The following is a 22766-nucleotide window of genomic DNA, read 5'->3' as shown; positions in this document are numbered from 1 at the left end:
GTGTTTACAGCTCTTTATCCGCGGTTGTGTGCCTATGTCAACGGAGTGACGGGCCGCGGGGATTTGGCCGACGACATCATCCAGGAGATTTTTTACAAGTTCCTCAAGCGGCGGCCCTGCCTCGATCGCGACAAAGTCCCGGCCTACCTGTTTTCAATGGCTCACAACGAATGCCTGAACTGGCTGCGGCAGAATAAAATACTTTACAACAGCATCGACCTGGGCAAGTTGCAGGAGTCCCGGGCGTGGGAGACGCTTGCCATGCGAGATTTTCTCGACGCTCCCAACGACTCGCCGCTGGCCACGCTGCTCGTCGAAGAGGTGCTGGCGCTGTGCGACCACCTGCCGCCGCAGACCGCACGCATTTTCCGCCTGAGCCGCATCGACGGCCTTACGAACCGTGAGATTGCCGAGAAGCTGCATATTGCGCAACGCACCGTCGAGAAACATATTTCGATTTCGATCCGCTGGTTCCGCCGTTCACCGCAGTTCAAGGGATACTGGCCCGATTCGGAACAAAAGAACGATTAACCGAAAAACCGATATGAAGAAACTGTTTATTCTCTTTTGCGCCGTTGCAGCCACAGCGGTGTCCCCCGCCGCTGCACAGACTCTTGCGACGGGAACCTACAACGTCCGGCAACTCAATGCAGGCGACGATGCGAAGGGCGATGGCTGGCAGCAGCGCCTGCCCGTTATCGCATCGCTCATCCGTTTTCACGACTTCGATATTTTCGGGGCGCAGGAGGTGTTCCACAGCCAGTTGGAGGACTTGCTCGCGGCGCTGCCCGGCTACGGCTACACGGGCGTAGGCCGCGATGACGGCGTCCGGGAGGGCGAATACTCGGTCGTATTCTACAAGCGCGACCGCTTCGAACTGCTCGATTCAGGGCACTTCTGGCTTGCTGAAGACACCTCGCGTCCGAACAAGGGATGGGATGCCAAATACGTCCGCATCTGCTGCTGGGGCCGTTTCCTCGACCGGGAAACCAAAGAGCGCTTCTGGTTCTTCACCCTGCACACCGACCACAAGGGCGAGCGTGCACAGGCCGAGAGCTGCCGCCTGGTGCTCGATAAGATCCGCACGATGTGCCGCGGCGAGCGTGCCGTGCTCACGGGCGACTTCAATGTCGGCGAAACGAGCGAGAGTTACGCCGTGCTCCACGATTCGGGCCTGTTGTACGATACGTTCGACCTCGCGGAGATCAAATATGCCTGGACCGGTACGGAAAACGGCTTCGACCCCGACCGCAAAACCTTCCGCCACATCGACTACGTCTTCGTGACGCGGGGTTTCCGGGTGCTGCGTTACGGCATTCTGACCGATACTTACCGCTCGGAAGAACCCGAAGGCAGTGCAAAGCCCTTCCGGGCCCGCACGCCCTCCGACCATTTCCCGGTGAAGGTCCAGCTGGCCTTTTCCGAATAACCTGACTTTTACCTGAAACTATTCCCGGACTGATAATGAATATATTCTCATTTTTTCGCAAAAGCGAGCCTTCGGCGCCCTTTACGGGCGACGACGATGCCCGCATGAAACTTTACAAAAAGCTCCGTTTCCAGAGCTTCATTGCCGGCACGGTCGGTTACAGCCTCTATTACGTCTGCCGCACGAGTTTGAACGTCGTGAAGAAGCCGATCCTCGAAAGCGGCGCGCTCGACGCCACGCAGCTCGGCATCATCGGCTCGGCGCTGCTGTTCGCCTATGCCATCGGTAAATTCGTCAACGGATTTCTCTCCGATCACAGCAATATCAAGCGTTTCATGGCCGCCGGACTGTGCGTGTCGGCCGTCGCCAACGTGCTGGTCGGCGTGCTGGGCTTCGCCAACGGAATCGGTGTGGTGGGCAACATGACGCTCTTCGTCGCCTTTGCCGTGATGTGGGGCGTCAACGGCTGGTCGCAGTCGATGGGCGCGCCCCCGGCGATCATCGCCCTTTCGAGGTGGTATCCCCTCAGTAAGCGCGGCACTTACTACGGATTTTTCAGCGCCAGCCACAACCTCGGCGAGTTCCTCTCGTTCTTGTTCGTAGGAGCCGTCGTCGGCATCTTCGGCTGGCAGTGGGGCTTCGTCGGGTCGTCCGTGGCCGGGGTGCTGGGCGTGTTGGTGATCGCCTTCCTGCTGCACGACACCCCCGAATCGAAAGGCCTGCCCCCGATCGAAGTGCTGACGGGCGAGGAGGCTCCCGAGCAGAACCACGACCACGGTTCGACCGCCCAGTTGCAACGCTCCGTGATCCGGAATCCCTTCGTTTGGATTCTGGCCCTTTCGAGCGCCTTCATGTACGTCAGCCGCTATGCCATCAACGGCTGGGGCGTGCTGTTCCTGCAGGAGGCCAAGGGCTATTCGCTGGCCACGGCCACGCAGGTCATCTCGGTCAACGCCCTGCTGGGTATCGTCGGGACCGTCTTTTCGGGCTGGCTCTCCGATACGCTTTTCCACGGCCGCCGCAACGTGCTGGCCTTCGGCTTCGGCGTGCTCAACACCATCGCCCTGTGCCTGTTCCTCTATTCGGGCGACAGCATGTTCGTCAACCTTCTGAGCATGGTGCTCTTCGGCATGGCGATCGGCGTGCTGATCTGTTTCTTGGGCGGACTGATGGCCATCGACATCGTGCCGCGCGAAGCTACCGGCGCGGCCCTCGGCATCGTGGGCATGGCCAGCTATGTCGGCGCCGGATTGCAGGACATCGTCAGCGGCTGGCTGATCAACTCCGGCAAAACAGTCGCCGACGGCGTCACGACCTATGATTTCGATACGGCCATTATTTTCTGGATTGCGGCTTCAGCATTGTCGTTCATCCTTGCGCTCTTCGTGTCGAAAAAATCGCATGCGTAATACGACGCAAGACAGGATGAAACCGATTCGACTCATTCTGACTTTATGCGGCTTCCGACCCTGCGCGTTACAGGGTCCCGGTATGGTAAACGAAAGCGCCTGCATTTGCAGGCGCTTTTTCAATTCCCGGCCGCAAAACGGTAGGTTCCACCTCCGGCTTCGTAGACTTTATATCCGCCGGCGTCGAACAGGTGGCGCACGCCGCTGGCCCGGTCGGCTCGGATGCCCGACTCCGTTACGGGGTCGTCCGGGACAGCTGGAATCCAGATTTGCGCCGTCGTGTTGGCCGGAACCGCAACCTTCATCCGGAATCCGCCGGGCGTCGTCTCCCAGCCGGTCGAGATCGTGCCGTAGGGTGACTCGAACGAGGTCCGGGCGAACGTGATTCCCCCGACAACAGCCGGTTTTACGATGAATTGTTTGTAGGCCGGCGATTGCGGGTCACGCTGAATGCCCCCGACCTGTGTGTAGAACCACTCTTGCAGGTGTCCGAGCATCAAGTGGTTGTGCGAGTGGTCTGTGCGGGCGTCCCATGTTTCGGGCAGGGCGGTAGCGCCCCGGGCGATCTGGTAGCCGTATCCGGGTACGTCGTAGCGCGAGTTCATGGCGTAGATGACCTCCGACATGCCGTGGGCTTCGAGGGCCCGCAGCACGAAGTTGTAGCCCACGTCGCCGGCCGTCAGGGCGTTGCCCCGGGCGCGGATGTCGGCTGCGATGTTTTCAGCCACGGCCCGTTCGTCGTCCGGGGCGACCAGTCCGGCGCACAGGGCGATCGCATTGGCCGCTTGACTGCCCCGGTCGTAGGATTTGGTGTCGGGATGGAAGAATTTGGTGTTATAGGAGCGTTTGATCTTCTCCGCCAGTTGCCGGAACCTTATGGCGTCTTGCTCCCTGCCGAGCAGTTCCGCGGCCCTGGTCATCGTTACGGCGTCCATGTAAAAGACGGGCGTCGCGGTGGCCGCGAGCGACGTATGCTGCGATACGCCGGGCCGTTTGGGGCCGATGTCGCACCAGTCACCCAGCCCGTGGCTGAGAATGTAGTCGGTCGCTTTCGATTCGAGGTACTCCAGGTAGCGTTTCATGCTGTCGTAATGCCGTTCGACGAGCGACGGATCGCCGTAGTATTCGTAGACCTTCCACGGGACGAGGATCATCGAACTACCCCATTCGGGCGAATCAACGAATCCGCCGCCGAAAAGGAAGTACATCGGCGCCACGTCGGGCACAAGTCCGTTTTCCCACTGGGCCGCCGCCATGTCGGCCGCTATCTTCTCGTAGAGTTTGTAAAGGTCGAAACTGGATTGCAGTGATCCGAACATCAGGTGCAACTGCTCTATCCACGGCAGTTTTTCGCGGTGGGGGCAGTCGGTCATAAAACTGCCCATATTGCCTTTAATGCCCCATTCGATCAGCGTGTTTATGCGGTTGAGCAGTTCGTCCGAACAGCGGAATGACCCGGTAGCCGGGGCCGAGTTGCGGACATGCAGTCCGACGATCTCTCCAATGACGGGCAGTCCGTCGGGATTTTTCTCCCCGGCGGGTACAGCCCCCGTTACTTGCACGTAGCGCAGTCCGTAGTTGGTGAACTGGGGATGCCAGGTTTCCGGCCGATCGTCGCTGCCGATGGTGTAGGTGAAGCGCACTTCGTCCTTATAGCCGCCGTACCGATGCACCGAATCGGCTTTTTCGTCGTACAGTTCCGTGGCGTGGATCATCACGCGTTGCCCCTTTTTACCTGTTACGGTCAGTTGCACGATTCCCTGGAAATTCTGCCCCAGGTCATAGAGCCATTTGCCATGGCGGGTAAGGCGGCGGGTTACGGGGCGGAATTGCTGCATGACGCGCAGCGGGTAGGCGGTCTGTGCCTGTAAAACGGTTCCTTCGCCAAGCGGCGCGGGCAGCGCCCGCTGCCATGCCGAATCGTTGTAGCCCGGTTCCATCCAGCCTTCCCGCAGGAGCGTTGCGTCGTAGTCCTCGCCCCCGTAGATACTGCTGTAAGTCACGGGGCTTTCGGTCGTGCGCCACGATGTGTCGGAGACTACCGTTTCGCGGCTGCCGTCCGCATATTCGAGCGTCAGTTTGAGGATCATTTTGGGGTACATGTAACTCGCAAGCCCTTTGTAGTAACGTTCCCGGGGAATGCTGATAAATCCGTTGCCGAGCATCACGCCCAGCGCGTTGCGGCCTTGCTGCAGCAGCGGGGTTACCTCGAAGGGAACATAGTTCACGAGTTTGTCGTAGTCCGTGGCGGCGGGGTCGAACAGGTGATCGCCCACCTTGCGGCCGTTGAGGAAAAAGTCGAAATGTCCGAGGCCCGAGACGTAGGCCACGGCCCGGTTCAGGGGCTTGCGCACGTCGATCTCGCGGCGGAACTGCGGGAGTTTGTTCCGGCCCGGGTTGCGGCCGCCGAGCCGTTCCCGGAGCGTCGCGTTGTTGGCTGCGCCCGGAACCAGCCGCTCCTTTTCGGGCATTAGTTCCAGGGCGATCCATTGCGCGCCTTCCCAGTCCTTTTCGCCGAGCAACCCGATCCCGAACCGGGCCGGTTCGCTCCATGCGGAGGCTTTTCCGGCCGCGTCATAGATGCGGACGCTCCAATAATAGAACTCTCCCGGACAGAGCGCCGCTCCCGCATAAGGGATGTGCAGCGACTGCCCGCTGCGTACCTTTCCGCTGTCCCACAGGCATGCGTGTCTGGCGGCGAGTTCTTCCCGGGTGTCGGCAACACGTATTTCGTAGGCACTTTGGACGAATCCCCGCCGTTCCGAAGCGGCTTTCCAACTGAATTTCGGCGTAAGGGTGTTCACGGCCAGCGGATTTTCGAGGTATTCGCATTTCAGTTCACAGGCCGAAAAGCCTTGTGCGTGCGCCCCGGCGGGGAGCAGGGCGAAAAGGCAGAGAATGAGGAATCGTATCGGATGTGGTTTCATGGGTTGGGTTTTTATTGGGTCGCAGGGCGGGTTATCTCTTTTTCGGCAGCCTTACTTCGAGCGTCACGGGCAGGTGGTCCGAGGCTTTGGCGATGTCGCCGGCGGCGCTGCGGTTCACAACGCCTGAAAATACGACCTCGCACGGGACGCCGTTGTCGAGTTGCAGGATGTAGTCGATGCAGTCGCACGGGGCTTCCGAAGGGACGGTTCCCCGGCAAGTTTCGGTCAGCACGGTCCAGTCGCGCTTCAGCGCTTCGATCGCCCGTGAACCGGGCGTGGCGTTCATGTCGCCGCCTAGGAAGACGGGCTTTCCGGATTTGCCGTACCGCTCCTTTATCACGCGCGTGATCACCCCGATCTGCTGCAACTGCGCTTCGGGCGTAGCGTAATCGAGGTGCGTGGAGGCGATCACGTAATCTTCCAGTTCGAGGACGGCCAGCGCCCGCGGCTCGCTTCCGTTGGCTTTGGGCAGGCATACGGTAAACGAGTTGAGGACTTTTTTACGAGTCATGACGCCGATGCCGTACGCCCCGCCGCGGTAGGGCATGGCTGCGGCGTAGCGGTGGTTCCAGCCGCCCATCAGCGCGGCGATGCGCCCGAGTTGGAAGACGCCGCCCGTGCGGGTCGTGCAGCTGTCGAGTTCGTTCAGGCAGACGGTTTCGGCCCCTGTCTCCCTGAGGATGTCGGCGACGAACGGATAGTCGTTGCGGACATACTTGTTGAATACGCCGACGTTGTAGGTTGTAAGGCGTACCGTGCGGGCCGTCGTGTCCGGCGTCTGCCGGAAGGCGTATTTTCCGGCCGGAACCCGGTAGCGGACATATCCGGCCTCCGTTCCCAGCGGTTGGGCATGGCCCGAAGACTCCACGATGCGTGTTCCGGGACGGTCGGGGATCAGGACCGTGGCTACGGTGTTGGGCGGAACGGTCGCGTTGAGCGACAGTGTGCCGCCGTGTTGTTTCCACGACGATATGACGGTTCCGGCGGGGGTCTCCACCGAGGCCTCCGCCCAGTTGATGTGCTCCTGTTCCAGCCGCGGCACGCGGATGACGAAGCGCCGGAACCCGGGGTGTTCCGGGTCGGTCCGGATACCCGCCACGCCGTCGATATACCACGCTCCCGGGTAGAGGAACGAACTGTGGAGCAGCGAGTGCCCGCGCAGGTCCTTTTCCCACATCTCCCAGATCGAAGTGGCTCCCGATGCCTTCATGTAGCCCCATCCGGGATAGCCGGTTTGCGAGGTCATGCTGTAAATCAGGTCGTCGCGTCCCAGTTCACGGAGCAGTTTAAATAACAGCGCTCCTCCGGTGATTCCCACGTGGATATGGCCTTTGCGGACTTCGAGGATTTCCCGTTCGAGTCGTTTCAGGACCACGGGCCACAGTTCCGGAGGCGGGACTCCGCCTATCAGCGCCGCTGCGAGGTTGCCCATCGAGCGGTCGCAGTAACTGTGGTCTGCCGGGTCGTAGTAGGCACGGTGAACGGCCTGCCGGACCTCGTCGGCCCGGGCGTTCCAGGCCGCGGCGCAACTGTCGCGGCCGATCACGGAAGCAATCTGCGCCGCTGTGGCGAGGTTGTAGGCGTAGTAGCAACTGTTGAAACATTCGGCCTGCGGTTTGTCGTTGTTCATGCCCTCGGCTGTGGCGCCGGGCCACAGCCAGTCGGCGAGGTAGTCCCAGCGGCCTCCCCAGCGCCGGAGCAGTCCGTCGCGGGTGTGCGACGCGAGGAATGCGAGCCAGTTTTCGATCAGCGGGAAATTGTCGCGCAGAATCTGCTCGTCGCCTTCGTATTGATAGACGTACCACGGGAGCGTGGCGCAGATACCGCCCCAGGCCGGCCCGCCTCCGCCGCCATAGGTCGGCGCCGAGTGTGGGAGATCGCCGTCTGCGGATCGGTCCTTCCGGGTCCGGCGTCCCTGTACGTCGCGCCAGTCCTCCATCCATTTGGTGTAGAACGCGCCCATGGCGAAGTTCGTCAGCCCCGTTTCGCTCGTGGCGTGCGCATCGCCGCCGTAACCCAGCCGTTCGCGCTGCGAACAATCGACGATGTAGCCTCCGAGGGAGAGGTTCTGGAAGGTCCATAGTACCCGGTCGTAAATCCAATTTTGCAACGTGTCCGAGCAGGCGAAACGGGCTGTCCGCGGAAAATCGGTCCGGACGGCCCATCCTCGGATGTCGGCGGGAGCGGGTTTTTCCGAGGCTCCCCGGATGGTGATCCACCGTCCACCGCTGTAATTGAAACGGTTGCGGAATGTCGCTTCGCCCGAAGGCCCGACGATGCAGGCGCTGCGAATGCCGAAGGTCATCGGCAACTGTTCCCGTTCCGAAAAGAGGAACTCGACGCGTTTACCGGGGCGGGCCTTGACGCGGATGGAGGTCCATCCGGTGAAATTAACACCCATATCGACGCGGTATGTGCCGTCTGTCAGTTGCTCGATGTCTGCGGGCGTGATCTCCGCGAAAGCCCGGTTGGGGTAAGTCGTTTGTGCCGAGAGCCGCAGTTGCGGCGCGTATTCCGTCGCTTGCTGCCACGGGGTTTCATCGCAGGCGAGGATGTTCCATTCCGGGAGTTCCCGGCGTGCGTCCCACAGTTCGCCGCCCATGCTGCCCGTACGCCAGCGCCCGGTGAGTTTGTTGGGGCTTGGGTGTACTTTCCATCTCGTGTCGGTGGCGATGCGCAGATCGGGGGTTCCGGAGGGGTTTTGGTAGTAGATGTCGGCCTGCGCCAGCACGATCGGCGTACGGGGACGGCTTTCGATGTCGTAGGAGGGAAAGATCGACCACGAGGTCCCGAGCCACAGCGCGACGACGTTTTCGCCTTTGTGCAGGAAGGGGGCAATGTCGTAGGCGATGTAGCGTGCCCGGAAGGTGTGGTCGCTGACCGCGGGGGCCAGGATGTGGTCGCCGATCTTCTGGCCGTTGACGTAGAGTTCGTGGTAGCCGACCGATGCGATGAACATCACGGCGCGCGCCGGGCGTTTTTTAAGTGTTACCCGCTTGCGCAGCCAGGGGTCGCTGATGTTGCAGTCCTCTTTGGAGGTTGTGTCCAGCACCTCGTCGCTGCCGATCCACCGCGCCGACCAGTCGCCGGGGTCGAACAACCCTGTTGTCCAGCTCTGGGTCTCGCTCCACGGCGAGGTGCGTCCCCGCTGGTCCCGGATCTGCACCTTCCAGTAGTAGGTGCGGTCCGATGCGAGTGGTTTTCCGGCGTAGCGGATCAGTTGCGAAGCGTCCGAATCGACCCAGCCCGTGTCCCACATGCTGCCCGGCCTTTTTGCGTCTGCGGAATCCGACACGACGATGCGGTAGGCGCTCTGAGCCTGAGCATATTCGCTGGAATCCGTCGCTTCGAGCGTCCAACTGAAGCGCGGCTGCCGGATGTCCAGCCCGGCGGGGCTTTCCAGGTATTCGCAGGTCATATGTGCTACTGCGACGCCGGCGGGCTCCTTGCTCGATGCTCCGCAGGGCGTCAGCAGCAGGAGCGCCGCCGATAGCAGGAGGATACAGGGTCTTGTTTTCATCGTTTTTTATTCTATATTCTCGAAGAAGAAATTTGCGAATTGAAACCCTGCATTTGTATATAACGTCGGTAGGAGTCTTTTCGCTCGGCTTTGGAAATCGTCGTAATCCTTCCTATCGTATGCCCAAGCCACTTCGGCTATCGCGGCCATGCGGGGCAATGCCATTTTCTGTAGGTGTTCGAAGTCTGCGATGTACTCTGTCCATACGTTTCCCTGTATTCCGAGAATGTTCTCGTACTCTTTGGGTTTGAGCCGGTCGTAAGGGTCGAGTCGGTATACCTGCCTCATGGATAGGTATCGTGTGGGTCCTATGGGTTCGAGTTTCTCGGGCTCTGAAGTCTGTGCATAGTCGAGGTAGCAGTTCCATTTGGGTGTCATGATTACGCGGTTTCCGTTCCTTGCGGCGTCAGTTCCGCGGAACTGATCGGTCCAGGCCATGATCACGGCCGATTTGGAGATTCCTCCCTGCATGATCTCGTCCCATCCGATGAGCTCGCGTCCGTGCTGGTGGAGCCACTTCTCGACGCGGTGCATGAAGTAACTCTGCAATTCGTTCTCGTTCTTGAGACCCTCTTCGCGGATTCGCTGCTGGCAGGCGGGACACTCCTTCCAGCGCTCCTTGGGACACTCGTCCCCTCCGACGTGGATGAGTTTGGAGGGAAATAGTTCCAATACCTCGGCCAGCACGTTCTCTACGAACTCGAAGGTGGCCTCCTTTCCCGCGCAGAGCACGTCTTTGGAGATTCCCCAATGGGTCCATACCTCGTATCCTTCTCCGCGGCATCCCAGTTGTGGATAGGATGCGAGGGCCCCTAACATGTGTCCGGGCATGTCGATCTCCGGAATTACTTCGATGTACCGCTCGGCTGCATATGCCACGATTTCGCGTATGTCGTCCTGCGTGTAGAAACCTCCGTAGGGGGTCCCGTCGTACCGGTTGCGGCTTTCGTCGGATTTGTCGTATCGTCCGATGACGGTCTGTTTGCGTATGGACCCGACCTCGGTGAGGCGGGGATAGCGCCTGATTTCGATGCGCCATCCCTGGTCCTCGCTCAGATGCCAGTGGAAGACGTTGAGTTTGTGCATGGCGAGCATGTCGATGAACCGCTTTACCTCCTCGACGGAGAAGTAATGCCGTCCGGAATCGAGCATTCCGCCGCGGTGTGCGAAACAGGGTTTGTCGCGGACGATGACCGCGGGTACTGTTCCGTCGGGCGCTAAGAGTTGCCAGAGTGTCTGCAAGGCGTAGAATACGGCGCGAGGCGATCCTCCGAGGATGCGGATGTTTTTGGGTGTAACCGCGAGGGAGTACTCTTCTGCTTCGAGCGTGTTGTCTACGGAGAGCGATACGGTTCCCTTTTCAGCTATGGAGATTCGGTATCCGACGACGGGCTGAATGTCCGCAGCGAATAGTTCTGCCGGGCGTCGGAGTTCGGGGTCTGCGACGATCGCTGTTTTTGCGGAGAACCGGAACGTGCCTTTGCCCTCGGTCAGGGCTTGGGGCCGGGGAATGATGTCGATGCTTTGAGCACGGACTGAAGCCGCGAAAAGAGCGGCAAAGAGCAATAGAATGGAGTTTCTCATCGGGTTGCGGCTTGGTAATACGAATATCGGCAGGGATTTCTCCCTGCTGATATCCGATAAGGCAAAGTTAATTTTTTTATTGTAGTTTGATGTCGGTAAATACGGGCAAATGGTCGGAAACGAGGTTCAGTTTGACGGAGCCTGAGAGCCGTACCACCTGTGACTGCACCACCTGGTATTTCGCATCGTTCTTGTAAGCCAGGATATAATCGAGGCAACGGTCGGGTTTGTTCGCCGGGAAGGTCTGCTGCGTGGCCGAGATGACTTTCCATTTCTGCTGGTAAAGGGCTATCGTCTCCGATTCGGGCCGGGCGTTCATGTCGCCCGCCAGAAAAATGGGTTTCGCCGAATTTGCGTAATGGTTGTCGACATAATCGTTGATCACAGCGATCTGCCCCGGGTGCGCCGCTCCGTTGGAATGTTCGAGGTGGGTGGCGAGAAATACGAAATCGTCGAATTCCAACACGCACATCACCCTTCGCTCGGTCCCGACGCCCTGGGGTAGGAAGACATAGTCTTTGGCAATGGCTTTTTTGCGGGAAAAAGCCGCCTCGCCGTAGCGGCCGCCGGTAGGGTGCGGATCGAGCGCCGGGCCGAAAATATAGTCCCAGCCACCCATAACTTCGGCGAAATGCTTCGGTTGGTCGATGCCGTCCGTGCGCGGTACGCCGTCGTCGATCTCGTTGACACAGACAACGTCCGCTTCGATCTCTTTCAGGAAATTGCCGATCGCCGCGTAGGCCCGGTCCGGTGCGGGGAAGTTCTCCGCATCGTATCGGAACGTCGCCACATTGTAGGTGACCAGGCGGATGACGCCTTCTCCCTTGCCGTCGCCGGGTGTTTTCGGTCCGTCGTCGTCTTTGCTGCAGGCTGTATTCAGGCAAAGCCCGGCGGTGCATGCGAAGAGTGCCAGTTTTTGGATTGCAGACATGTTTTTTCGCGTTTTTTGCGCCGGATCCGTCAGCCCGACGGGTCCGGCGTGTTTGTTATCGGTTCAGGTAGGGATTCTCGTTTTTCAGCAGCGAAACGCCTTCCGTTACATCGGTCGTAAACTCCGAAGACTCATACTTGTTGTTGTAGCGGTCCGTAGCGACCACCTTCACCTCGGCATTCCTGTCTTTGAGCTTGTAGGAGTAGAGGTGCGTGCAGGTGACGGTGACGGCTACCCAGCGGTTGATGCGGGTCTCGTAGGTGTTGCCTTCGTGCACGGCCATGCCCCACATGTCTTTCATGCTGATGCGCGACATGCTGCCCGAATATGTGCCGTTCTCGTAGACGGCGATGTCCCATTTTGGGTCGGCGTTCCAGACATTGGCCACGATCACGTCATCGCCCAGCCCGAACGTGTAGTCGTACTGTACGTCGGCGTTGCCTGCGCCGTACAGGTCATTGGGGTTGCCCCAGCCTTTGTAGACCTGGTTGCCGCGATAGAGGCGGAATTGGAAACTGCGGTCGTGTTTGGTGGGCTGGAAATAGGCGTTCTTGATCGAGTTACCCGCTATTTCGTGAACCATGAATCCCTGCGGCGTGGCGTCGTTGTTCAGGTTGCTCCACCAGCAGGAGCCGCTTGCAGCACTGTGGACATGCTCAAAATAGGTGTCGTTTTCAATATTGCGGTGGTCGTGCGTGTGGCCGCAGAATACATCGATCGACTTGAACCGTTTGAGTATGTCGAGAATCCGTGCCGAGTTCCTCGAACTGTACATCGGGACATGGCAGAAGAGGATAACCGAACGGTCCGTGCTGACAGGCGCTACCTGCTGTTCGAGCCATGCGGCCTGTTCGTCGGTGAAGCCTCCGTGATAGTCGTAGCCGTTCTCGTAGATGACGTTGTCCATGCCGACGAAGAGGTAGTTGCCCATATTGAACGAGTAGTCGGTCGGTCCCCACAGCGTGCTGTGATCGTTGGTGTTGCGGGGGCGCGTCGGATCGGAGGCGTAACGCATCTTGTCGTGATTGCCGACGACGGAGAATACCGGGGCGCCCGTCGAGCCGAGGTTCAGCCGTGTGGCGGCCATGTAGTCGAGGTTGTCCTCGACCATGTCGCCCATCGTCAGGATAATGCAGGGCTTAGTCTGTTTGCTGACCGTGCTTTTGAGCGTGGGGACGGTTTCCGTCGAAAACCGCTCGTTGTCCACAGGAACCTTCACCTGCGGATCGGCTATGCCGATTACGGTGAAGTCGGAGGCATTGCCCGTGCGTTTGCGCAGGCAGAAGTCCTGGCGGTGCACACCTGCGTTTTCGGGGATTTCAGCGTAGAATTTCGCCGCGGAGCAGTCCTCTGCCACTTCGATCTCATAATCCCAGGGCGTCGAGTAGTAGACGAATTTCGCCTCGGGGTTGCGTTTGATTTGGTAAATGCCGTAGGTGTTGGTCGCTACGCTGGTCGTACCGTCGCTCACCACTACGCCGCGGATGGGTTTGCCGTTGGTGTCGGTGATCTGTCCGTAGAGGTCCTTGCCGACGGCAGGTTTCACCTCGATTTGCGAGTAGTCGATCTCGCCGCCGCCTTTGCCGCCCTGCTCCTCTTTTACGCCGCAGCTCACGGCGAGGAAGGCCCCCAGCATACACATTGTCAATATGCGGAATGTTTTCATTGTTTTCGGTCGTTTTTTTGTTTTTGGTGCTCCCGGTCCCGGCAGGAGCCGGGAGCACCTGCTGACTATTGGTTGTTTTTCAGAATTTCCGTGATTTTCGAACGGTCGTTCTGCGACGCCTCGGTTGCGGTGTCCTGACGGGTCGGGTCATTCACGCTGCCGGGATCGGCGGCGCGCACTTTGTGCGAGAAGGCCCAGACGTTCTGGACACAGCCCGCCTTGTTGACCTCGGCTTTGAGCATCCCGGTATTCCGGCAGTTCTCGAAGCTGTAATACTGTACGTTGTTCTCGTTGGCCGCGGCCACGACGCAGACGCCCGCCACGATCGGGAAGGCCCGGCCCCCGTCCAGCGCGGTGCGCTGGGTAGTCAGGTCGAAATCGCCGTTGTTCGTGCAGTTCTTCACCACCGAAACGACCGATCCGTTGTTCTGGCCCGTCGGATTGTCCGCCCGTCCGGCGATGCCGCCCGCCGCGAGCGAGAGCACGCCGCCGAGCTTGCCGTTGTTCGTGCAGTTCTCGATCCGGGTTCCGGCGAAATAACCGGCGATGCCACCCAGGTAGTTGCCTGTTTTCAAGATGGTGATGTCGCCGTCGTTGGTGCAGTTCGTGAGCGTTGCCGAAACGCATTTCTCGATGCCTCCGGCGATGCCGCCGACAAAATGCGCCGCTATCGTCAGGTCGGCTTCGTTGCGGCAGCCGATCAGGTCGATCTTTCCGGTCGCCGCGTCGCCCTGGTCGGGACGGGCGCCGAGGATGCCTCCGTAGAAGTCGAAGTTGGTGTTGCAGGTCGAAGCGTCGATCACGCCGCGGTTGACGCAGTTTTCGTAGGTTCCGTAGATGGCTCCGGCAATACCTCCGCACGTGATGCGCAGGCCGCTTTTACCTTGTCCGTCGATGGTGATCCTGCCGGTGTTCGTGCAGTCGGTGAAAGTTCCGGCGAAGGTTTTGCGGGTTCCGCCGACCAGGCCGCCGATGAACTTGAAGGCGCCGCAGTCGTTGCTGGTCGGGGCGACCAGGATGTCGGAGGCGTTGGAGCAGTTGGTGAATGTGATGCCTCCGGCGTCGTCCACGTGGCCCACCAGTCCACCGAAGTAACGCATCAGGCCGTTCTTCATGGTGATCGAGCCGCCGATGGCGTGGCAGTCGGTGAATATCACGGCTCCTTTGGCCAGGCCGACGATGCCGCCGTAGCGCGTGTCGTCGAATTTGGACCAGGTCGTGGGCTCGTAGGAGAAGTCTACAGCGACTTTGACGCCCGTGAACCGGGCTCCTGCGGGCGCTTCGCTCAGCACGCCGCCGCAGGCCGCCCAGTTGGCGGCGTCGGAATTCCTGATCGAGCCTTTGACTGTGATGTTCTTGATCTCGGCCGTTCCGGTCATTTTGTGCATCAGGATGCCGTAATAGCGTTCCGAGGTAACGATCTCGGCCGAAACGGTATGCCCCAGGCCGTTGAACGAGCTTTCGAAGGTCTCGTTCTTCTCGACGAACAGGTAGGGGCGGGCCTTGTACCCGAAGTCGATGTCGTCGAGCAGTACGATCTCGCCGTTCTGCATGTAGGGGGAGAGCCCCGCGGCGTTCTTGTCCTTGAGGTAGGCGCTGTAAGCCGTGCGGAAGGCCGTGGCCTCAGCCTCGCCGGCGATGCCGTCCAGCCGCACGTCGATCGTGTAGGTCTGTGCGAATTCTTCGTCGCCCAACTCGTTGTAGGTTTTCAGTATCACCTTCCCGCTGTACGCCGTGTGGTTGTCGGGGCCGGGGGCCGTGATGATGATCTTCTTGGCGGTGACATCGGGCGCGACCTCCCAGCCTTCCGGCTTGTCGGCGATGACGATATCGGCGACATATTGTCCCGTATAGCCGATTGCGACGGGCGTTTCGAACTTGAAGCGTGCGTTGTCGGTTTCCAGCGTCATGGCTGGGTCATGGGCATCGACGGCGGTTCCCCGGAACGTTGTGGTAGCGCCCCGCTGTCCGCGTACGCTCAGCGGGGTGATCGAAAGGTCGCCCGAAAGTACGGCGCCTTTGTCCTCTTCGTCGGGCGAGGTGATCGTGAAGAACGTTTCCCCCTTCTTGTAGTTGCCCGTCCAGCCCTCGGGCAGTTGGAAGTCGAAGCCGCCGAAGCTCTCGTTGGCCGTGAATGCATAGCTGCGGGTCGAGGCATAGGCGAATTTCGTCGCTCCGGGGTTTTCGAATCCGAAGTCGAGACGCACCTCGGCGGCGGCTACCGTAACGGTGTAATTCGTCGTGCGGCCTGCGGGCGACGTGAGCGTGAAGACGATGTTGCCGCTCTCGTTGCCGTCCAGGTAGGCGGCCATCGGCGGTTCGATGATACACTGTTTGTCGCGGAGGTTGGTTTTGATGATCCAACCTTCGGGACGTTCCGTCGTCGCGGAAGCGATGTTTTCGGCCTTGACGATATAGCTGCGCGGGGTCCCGAAGACGAACTCCTGCGTCCCGCTGACGGGCGTGTCGTCTTCGACGAGTTCAAAGACCATCGTGCCTTCGTTCAGCTTCTCGTCGTCGGATTCGCATGCCCACAGACCGGCCGAGCAGAGGACGGCAGCCATCGCGTAACTTATAATACGTGAAATGGTTTTCGCTTTCATTTTACTCATTCATTGAAGTTTGTATTCGTTTTTCCGGTTCACAGGGCAACGACTTTTACCACATAGTCTGTCTCTTGGTTGTCGGGGCCGGTCAGGCTGACTACGATCTCGCCCGAGGTTTCGCCGACTTCTACGCTGGCCGGTGCAGAGATCACCACCGAACCGTCGTTGCCGCCGTTGTAGAACTCGGCTTCCCAACCGAAAGGTGTAACGATCTTCATCGTTGTGACATACCAACTGTGCAGTTTATACTCCTTTGTTTCTCCGAATTTGAATTGCTGGGTGCCCTCCAGTTGGAAAGCCCCTTCGTAGAGTTGGAACTGGATTTTGCCGTGCGGTTCCTCTTTGTCGAGTTTGCAGGAGGTCATTCCGAAGGCCAGCAACAGAACCGCTCCCATCGATATTGTTTTCTTCAACATAGCTTTGTTCGTTTAATTCGTTAATAACCGGGGTTCTGCTCCATATTGGGATTCATGGACATTTCCTCGGCCGGAATGGGCCACAGGTAGTCGCGTTCGTTGAACACGCGTACCTTCGCCTGATGCTGTTTTCCCGTATTGGGGTTGTAGGCTCCGAGGACGGGGCCGTTCATTACCTGCGTGCCGATCTTCCAGCGGCGGATGTCGAACAGGCGGTGGCCTTCGAAGGCCAGCTCGACGCGGCGTTCGCGGCGAACCAGTTCGCGCAGTTTCGCCTGCGTCTTATACTTCTCGCGGTCGACTTCGGGCATGCCTGCACGGGTGCGGATGTCGTTCAGGTAGGTGTAGATGTTCTCGTCCGAAAGCTGGTTCAGTTCGATGGCCGCTTCCACGTAGTTGAGCAGCACTACGGCGTAGCGCATCAGGTAGAAGTCGTTGATACCCTGCGTGTCGCCTCGCTTGTCGACCCAGTCGCGGTAGTTGCCCCATTTTTTCACCCAGTAGCCTGTCATCGATGAGTTGATGCGGCCGACCTGGTCGAGGCTGCCGGAGGTCCAGGGGTCGGGGCGTACGTTGATGAAGCTTTCGTTGGGGAAGAGAACGGTGGCTTCCAGACGCGGGTCGCGCGGAAGCGCTTTCGGGTTGCGGATCAGCGCGTCGCGCGTCGCGTCGTCCAATTCGTCGAGCGTGCGCCCGTCGAGCAGTTCGTATTCGTTGACCAGCGAGGCCGTCGGCGAATCGACCGAGCCGCCGGATGTGTTTCCGTACGGAGCCAAACGGGCGCGGACCTGCTGGGCACCGTTGTTCTTGATGAAGATCGCTTCAGTATTGTTGCCGGCGGCGGTTCCCTCGAAGTTCTTGGCGATGAACAGGGTCGAGTAGGCGCTGTGGTGTACGGCATAGGGAGCCGTACCCTCGTCGGTTTCGACGCGCATGAGTTGATATCTGCCCTCGTCGATCACTTTCGAGGCCCACTTTTTGGCGTTCGCCCAGTCGCCGACGTAGAGGTAGAGATAAGACATGTAAGCGTAGCAGGCGTCCTGCGTCCAACGCCAGGCCTCGGTGGCCGTGTATCCGGGACCGCCTTTTACCGGCAGGTTGCCGGCTGCGGTTTCGAATTCGGCGGCGATCCAGCTCACGATCCGGTCGGCGCTCTCGCGGCTCAGTTCCTGTTCGGAGGGCAGCGTGGGGGTCTCGACGATGGGAATGTTCCCGAAATGCAGGAAGAGGTCGAGGTGGTAGAAGGCCCGGCAGGCGCGCGCTTCGGCGGCCATGCGCGTTACCTGCGCCTTGTAGGAGGTGGGGACGAATGCTCGGTGGTAGTTCTCCAGAAACCGGCAGGCGCGGCGGATACCCCTCCAGCGGTTGAACCACAGCGTGCGGGCGAGGATGTCGCTGGTGGGAACCGTACCGCTGTCGTAGCTGCTGAAATTGATGTAGTCGGGACTGCCGATGCAATTGTCGGTGAGGGCCTCCCGCTCCACGATCGTGTTGCTGGCGGCTCCGGGAGTGGTGGAACTGTCGTCCGAGTTCTGGTAGAGGATCAGCCCCGAAGGAATGGTTTTGTAGATGCTGTTCAGGGCGGTGTTGAGCTGTCCGACCGTCTGCCACCACTCCTCTTCGGTGGTGTCGTTGGGTACGTCTTTCTGGAGGAAATCCTCACACCCTGTCAGGATGGTTACGCTTCCGAGCAGGAACGCGGCCGTGAGGCATTTTGCGATTTTATGCTGAAATTTCATACGTGTATGCTTTCTTTTGGTTAACAGGGATTAAAACCGTACGTTCAGGCCTACGGAGTAGGTGCGGAACATGGGGTAGGTGGAGTAGGTTCCCTTGCTTTCGGGGTCGATCAGTTCGACGTTGGTGAAGGTGAAGGGATTCTGCACGTTGGCATAGATGCGGATGCTTTCGGCGCGGATTTTTTTGGCCAGCCACGGGCAACTGTATCCCAGTTGGATGTAGCGTACGCGCAGGAAAGCGCCGTTTTCCCGCCAGAAGGTCGAGAAGAGTCCGTTGTTGCCGGCCTGGAGCGTCGGGCGCGGGAAGCGGGCCGTCTGATGATCTTCGGTCCAGTAGTCGAAATGCCACTGCTGGGGTTTGCCGCCGTTGTCGCCGTCGAGCGGGTTGGATATCAGGTTGGTGTAGAAGACGGGGACCGAACCCACGCCGTTGGCCTGTGCTTCGAAGTCGAGGTTTTTCCACGAGAACGACAGATTCATGTAGTAAACCGATTCGGGATCGACGCGCCCGATGGGCACGCGGTCACTGTCGTTGATCACCCCGTCACCGTTCATATCGACGTATTTCACGTCGCCGGGCTGCTGTGACAGTGATGCCGAATTGTAACCGCCGATGATTGGGTAGTTGTTGTCGATGTCGCGCTGGGTCAGCAGGCCGTCGGCCACGTAGCCGTAGTATTCGGTGATGGCACGGCCCTGTTGGTAGATCCGGTCGCCGGAGATGATTTTGTTGTTGATCACCCTCGTCAGTTTGGATTTGGTGTAGGAATAGCCGACGTTGAAGCTGATGCGCGTGTGTTTGTTGAAATTGTGGTTGTAGCCCGCACTGATCTCGAAACCGTCGACTTTCGCGTCGCCGGCGTTTTGGAACGAGTTGAGTAACGCCGAGCTGAGCGTCGAGGGGGTGTTGACGATCAGGTCGGTGGTCTTCTTGCGGAAAACGTCGACGGTGAAGTCCAGTTGGTTGTCGAAGAAACTCAGGTCGAGACCGGCGTTCCAGATCGAGACGACCTCCCACGTGAGGTTGGGGTTGCCGTTGACGGTCTCGTTGCCGCTGCTGCTGACGAGGCTCTGGTATTTGTAGGGGCTTACGTGGTTGTTACCCAATTTGCCGTATGAGAGGCGCAGCTTCATCGTATTGATCCAGTTGACATCCTTGAGGAACGACTCGTTGGCGATGTTCCATCCCAGGGCGGCCGAGGGGAAGAAGCCCCACTTGTGGCCCTTGTCGAAGAGCGACGAGCCGTCGCCGCGGGCCGAGACCTCCAGCATGTAACGGTCGTCGTAGCTGTAATAGGCTTTTCCGAAGAACGAAACCAGTGTTACTACATCCCAGGCGTTGCGCATGTCGTATTCGGCCGACCAGCCGCCGATCAAGTTGAGCGTGTGGCCGTTCCTGAAATCCTTGTTCCAGTCGAGCATCAGGTTGGCCGTCCAGTACGACTGGCGGTTGGGGTAGGAGGTTTCGCTCATCTTGCCGCTGTCGAAAACGATGTCGTCGGTGAAGTAGTCGATCAGCTGGAAGGCCGGGCGCGTACGGCGCGTGAGTCCCGACGAGAGGCGGTAGCCTACCTGGCCTTTGAGTACCAGCTCCGGGATAATGTACCACGTGGGACGGATGTTCAGCGTTACGTAGTCCTTGAACTCTTCGCGCTTGATGCCCTTTTGAAGGTTGTAGAGCGGATTCTGCACGGTCTGGTAGATGCCGTAATAGACCATGTTCTCGCGCTGGCCCTCCTTGCGGGGATAGATGCCTGCGACGGTCGGCGGCGTGCGGTAGATAAAATCGATGAGCGACCTGTTGGTGGTGTTGGGCTGGCGCTGGGTGTCGCGGTTGACGAAGGCGTCGACATAGGTGAAGAGCGTCTTCGAGAGGTTGATGGTCGTGTTCAGGCGTACCGAAAGGCGTTCGAAGCCGTTGTCCATGTATTTATAGATGCCGTCCTGCTTCATGTATTGCGCTGCCAGCGCGAAGCGGGCCGTAGTGTTACCGCCCGAGACGCTGAGGTTGTGCTCCTGAATGTTGGTGAATTCGTGCATCGTCTCCTTTGTCCAGTCGGTATTGGGGAAGTTGATCGGGTCGGAGCCGTTGCGCGTGGTCTCGATCATGATATCGGTATAGCTCGGGGTGGCGCCGCTGTTGACCGAGGCGGCGTTGTAGTAGTTCATGTAGTCGACGGCATCGCCGAACTTGGGCATGTAGAGGGGCTGCTGTACGCCGTAGTAGCCGTTGTAGCCCACCTGCACGCGTCCTGCCGTACCGCGTTTGGTCGTGATGACGATTACACCGTTACCGGCTTTGGCACCGTACATCGAGGCTGCCGAGGCGTCTTTGAGCACCGAGATCGACTCCACGGTCGAGGGGTCGAGCTTGTCCATGTCCGACTCGAAGCCGTCGATCAGGATGAGCGGGTCGGAACCCAGCAGCGACGCGACGCCGCGGATTTTGATCTTTGCACCATCGCCGCCCGGCATACCCGAGCTTTGCGATACGAAAACGCCGGTCGTGCCGCCCTGGAGGGCTTGCGACAGTCGGGTGATGGGTTTGTTGGTGAAATTAGTGTTTTCGACGATGCCGACCGACGAGGCGATTTTGACTTTCGCCTGTGAGGTCATGCCTGTTACGACGACCTGCTCGAGCGCTGTGGCATCTTCGGCCAGTGCGATCGACATGTTCGATATCGACGAATTGACGCGTACCTCTTTGGTCTGGTAACCGAGATAACTGACGACCAGCAGATCGCCTTTTTTTGCCTTGATGGAGAAGAAACCGCTGCCGTCGGTGGTCGTCCCCGCAGGAGTTCCCTTTACGATAATGGTGGCGCCGACGAGCGGTGTGGGAGGTTCTTTGGTGTCGACTACCACACCCCGGACGGAGAGTAGATCACCCCCCCCCNCGCCTTTTTTTGCCTTGATGGAGAAGAAACCGCTGCCGTCGGTGGTCGTCCCCGCAGGAGTTCCCTTTACGATAATGGTGGCGCCGACGAGCGGTGTGGGAGGTTCTTTGGTGTCGACTACCACACCCCGGACGGAGAGTAGATCACCCCCCCCCTCTTGCTCGGCTGCCCGGACGTATTGTGCATCCAGCAGCAGCAGGCTCACGCAGGCACAGAGCAACTTAAAGCAGATTGTCGCTCTTCTTCGGATAAAAGTAGAACTTTTTTCATTCATAGAGTTAAGTGTTAGGTTAATTGTTTTCGGTCGATTGTGGTTTGCTTTTTTATGTTTTGGTCGCAGCGATCATTGTTTCGAATGGAATAGTGTTATAAAGGAAAGAGCATGTTTTCTGTTTGTGGTTTTATTGCCGTAAACAAATGTATGCTGTATTTTCCTATCGTATATGCTGATTTTGACACAAGTACTTTGTTTTTTGACAAAAATAAAAACGCGTTTCTATTATGGCTTTCTTTTGTCGCTTCCAACTGATTTTTTGACTATTTCTAAAAATAAACCGTTTGTACGCGTCTGAAAGGGGATTTCTGGCTTTTTGTCTTCGGTGGAGAACTTTCTTTTTGTGATTTCTCGGGGGATTTTCCAGGTAGGGTATTATAAAATATTGCAATTGTGACACGGCTGATTCTGCTATTTTTTTCTATCTTGCAAAATCGCTAACCTAAACTTTTTCCGGTATGGACGACTCGATCCATATACAATATCTGGCAATCAGCCAGACCGACTTGAACTGGGGCATGACGACCAATTCGGTCGGTTTCCAGAGTATTGCCCCCGGCATGGCCTATCCGCCCGACGTGCATCCGTCGCGTTACAGTTTTTCCACGAATTACGGGCGTATCCTCAATGAATTTCAGTTGCTTTATATCACCCGCGGTAAGGGTCGTTTTACCTCCAGGAGCATTGGCGCGGACCATTTCGTCCCTCTTTCCAAAGGCAATATGTTCCTGCTCTTTCCCGGCGAATGGCACAATTACAGCCCCGACGGAGAGACGGGGTGGGATGAGTTCTGGATTGGATTTCAGGGCAGCCACATCGATTATTGGATGGCCAACAATTTCTTCCACCGGGAGAAGCCGGTCTATAATGTAGGTATTCACAGCCGCATCGTGGAACTTTACCAGCAAGCCATCCAGGTCGCTGCCGAGCAGAAATCGGGATTCCAGCAGATTTTGGCCGGAATCGTCAACTACCTGCTCGGGCTGGCTTATTCCTACGACAAGAACTACGTGTTCGAAACCTCGGAAATACTGACGCAGATCAACCGGGCTAAGATTCTCATAACCGAGCGGTTTAAGGATATTCATCCGAAGGAGATTGCCGCCGAGTTGCACATGAGTTATTCGAACTTTCGTAAAATTTTCAAGGAATATACCGGGTTCGCCCCGGCGCAGTATATTCTGGAAATACGGCTTACCAGATCGAAGGAACTGCTCGCGAATACGCCGATTCCCATCAAGGAGATCGCCTACATGATGGGATTCGAGAATTACGAATATTTTTTCACGGTTTTCAAGAAAAAGAACGGCACGACGCCGACGGCTTACCGTCAGTTGACGCAGGGAAATTTCCGCATCGGGGAGTGAT

The 22766-nt window shown here is 58.6% G+C and carries 13 protein-coding genes; 4 read left to right on the top strand and 9 right to left on the bottom strand.

Going from position 1 to position 22766, the window contains the following annotated elements; all coding sequences use genetic code 11:
- Genes KG007_RS04335 through KG007_RS04325 form a run of 3 tightly spaced genes read left to right on the top strand, consistent with a single transcriptional unit; the run spans position 1 to position 2838 of the window.
- Positions 1–531, top strand: a complete 531-nt coding sequence (locus tag KG007_RS04335) for a sigma-70 family RNA polymerase sigma factor (protein ID WP_288237822.1) — start codon at positions 1–3, stop codon at positions 529–531.
- Between the two features lie 13 nt (positions 532–544).
- Positions 545–1429 carry an endonuclease/exonuclease/phosphatase family protein gene (locus KG007_RS04330; RefSeq protein WP_213347488.1) on the top strand — a complete coding sequence of 295 codons (885 nt, stop codon included), beginning with the start codon at positions 545–547 and terminating at the stop codon, positions 1427–1429.
- A 35-nt stretch (positions 1430–1464) separates the two neighbouring features.
- Positions 1465–2838, top strand: coding sequence for an MFS transporter (locus KG007_RS04325; RefSeq protein ID WP_213347487.1), 1374 nt, complete (start codon positions 1465–1467; stop codon positions 2836–2838).
- Positions 2839–2957: 119 nt separating this feature from the next.
- Here the strand turns inward: KG007_RS04325 and KG007_RS04320 are convergent, their stop codons facing one another.
- From KG007_RS04320 to KG007_RS04280, 9 genes are all read right to left on the bottom strand, one after another.
- The gene (locus tag KG007_RS04320) at positions 2958–5765 is read right to left on the bottom strand and encodes a family 78 glycoside hydrolase catalytic domain (RefSeq protein ID WP_213347486.1); all 2808 of its coding nucleotides are present in this window, start codon (positions 5763–5765) and stop codon (positions 2958–2960) included.
- Positions 5766–5796: 31 nt separating this feature from the next.
- A complete protein-coding gene (locus KG007_RS04315) occupies positions 5797–9285 on the bottom strand; it encodes a family 78 glycoside hydrolase catalytic domain (RefSeq protein WP_213347485.1) in 3489 nt (1162 codons plus the stop codon).
- A gap of 6 nt (positions 9286–9291) precedes the next feature.
- The gene (locus KG007_RS04310) at positions 9292–10869 is read right to left on the bottom strand and encodes a beta-N-acetylhexosaminidase (RefSeq protein ID WP_213347484.1); all 1578 of its coding nucleotides are present in this window, start codon (positions 10867–10869) and stop codon (positions 9292–9294) included.
- 76 nt (positions 10870–10945) lie between these two features.
- Positions 10946–11800, bottom strand: a complete 855-nt coding sequence (locus KG007_RS04305; RefSeq protein WP_213347483.1) for an endonuclease/exonuclease/phosphatase family protein — start codon at positions 11798–11800, stop codon at positions 10946–10948.
- 55 nt (positions 11801–11855) lie between these two features.
- A complete protein-coding gene (locus KG007_RS04300; RefSeq protein WP_213347482.1) occupies positions 11856–13466 on the bottom strand; it encodes a calcineurin-like phosphoesterase C-terminal domain-containing protein in 1611 nt (536 codons plus the stop codon).
- Between the two features lie 65 nt (positions 13467–13531).
- On the bottom strand, positions 13532–16078 hold the full coding sequence (locus tag KG007_RS04295) for a hypothetical protein (protein WP_213347481.1): 2547 nt from the start codon (positions 16076–16078) through the stop codon (positions 13532–13534).
- 29 nt (positions 16079–16107) lie between these two features.
- A complete protein-coding gene (locus KG007_RS04290; RefSeq protein WP_195459618.1) occupies positions 16108–16488 on the bottom strand; it encodes a hypothetical protein in 381 nt (126 codons plus the stop codon).
- Positions 16489–16508: 20 nt separating this feature from the next.
- Complete coding sequence (locus KG007_RS04285) at positions 16509–18227, bottom strand: RagB/SusD family nutrient uptake outer membrane protein (RefSeq protein ID WP_195459620.1); 1719 nt, start codon at positions 18225–18227, stop codon at positions 16509–16511.
- Between the two features lie 30 nt (positions 18228–18257).
- Positions 18258–21398 (bottom strand): SusC/RagA family TonB-linked outer membrane protein, encoded by a 3141-nt coding sequence (locus KG007_RS04280; protein ID WP_449500914.1) that lies wholly within the window; start codon positions 21396–21398, stop codon positions 18258–18260.
- Between the two features lie 458 nt (positions 21399–21856).
- On the opposite strand from KG007_RS04280, the gene KG007_RS04275 reads away from it, so the two are divergent.
- On the top strand, positions 21857–22765 hold the full coding sequence (locus KG007_RS04275; RefSeq protein WP_213347479.1) for an AraC family transcriptional regulator: 909 nt from the start codon (positions 21857–21859) through the stop codon (positions 22763–22765).
- The last annotated feature ends 1 nt before the right edge of the window (position 22766 follow it).

It is taken from the genome of Alistipes montrealensis, from assembly GCF_018362775.1.
Lineage (GTDB): Bacteria > Bacteroidota > Bacteroidia > Bacteroidales > Rikenellaceae > Alistipes > Alistipes montrealensis.
Note: the sequence above shows the minus strand (reverse complement) of the source record. Positions and strands in the feature narration are given on the sequence as shown.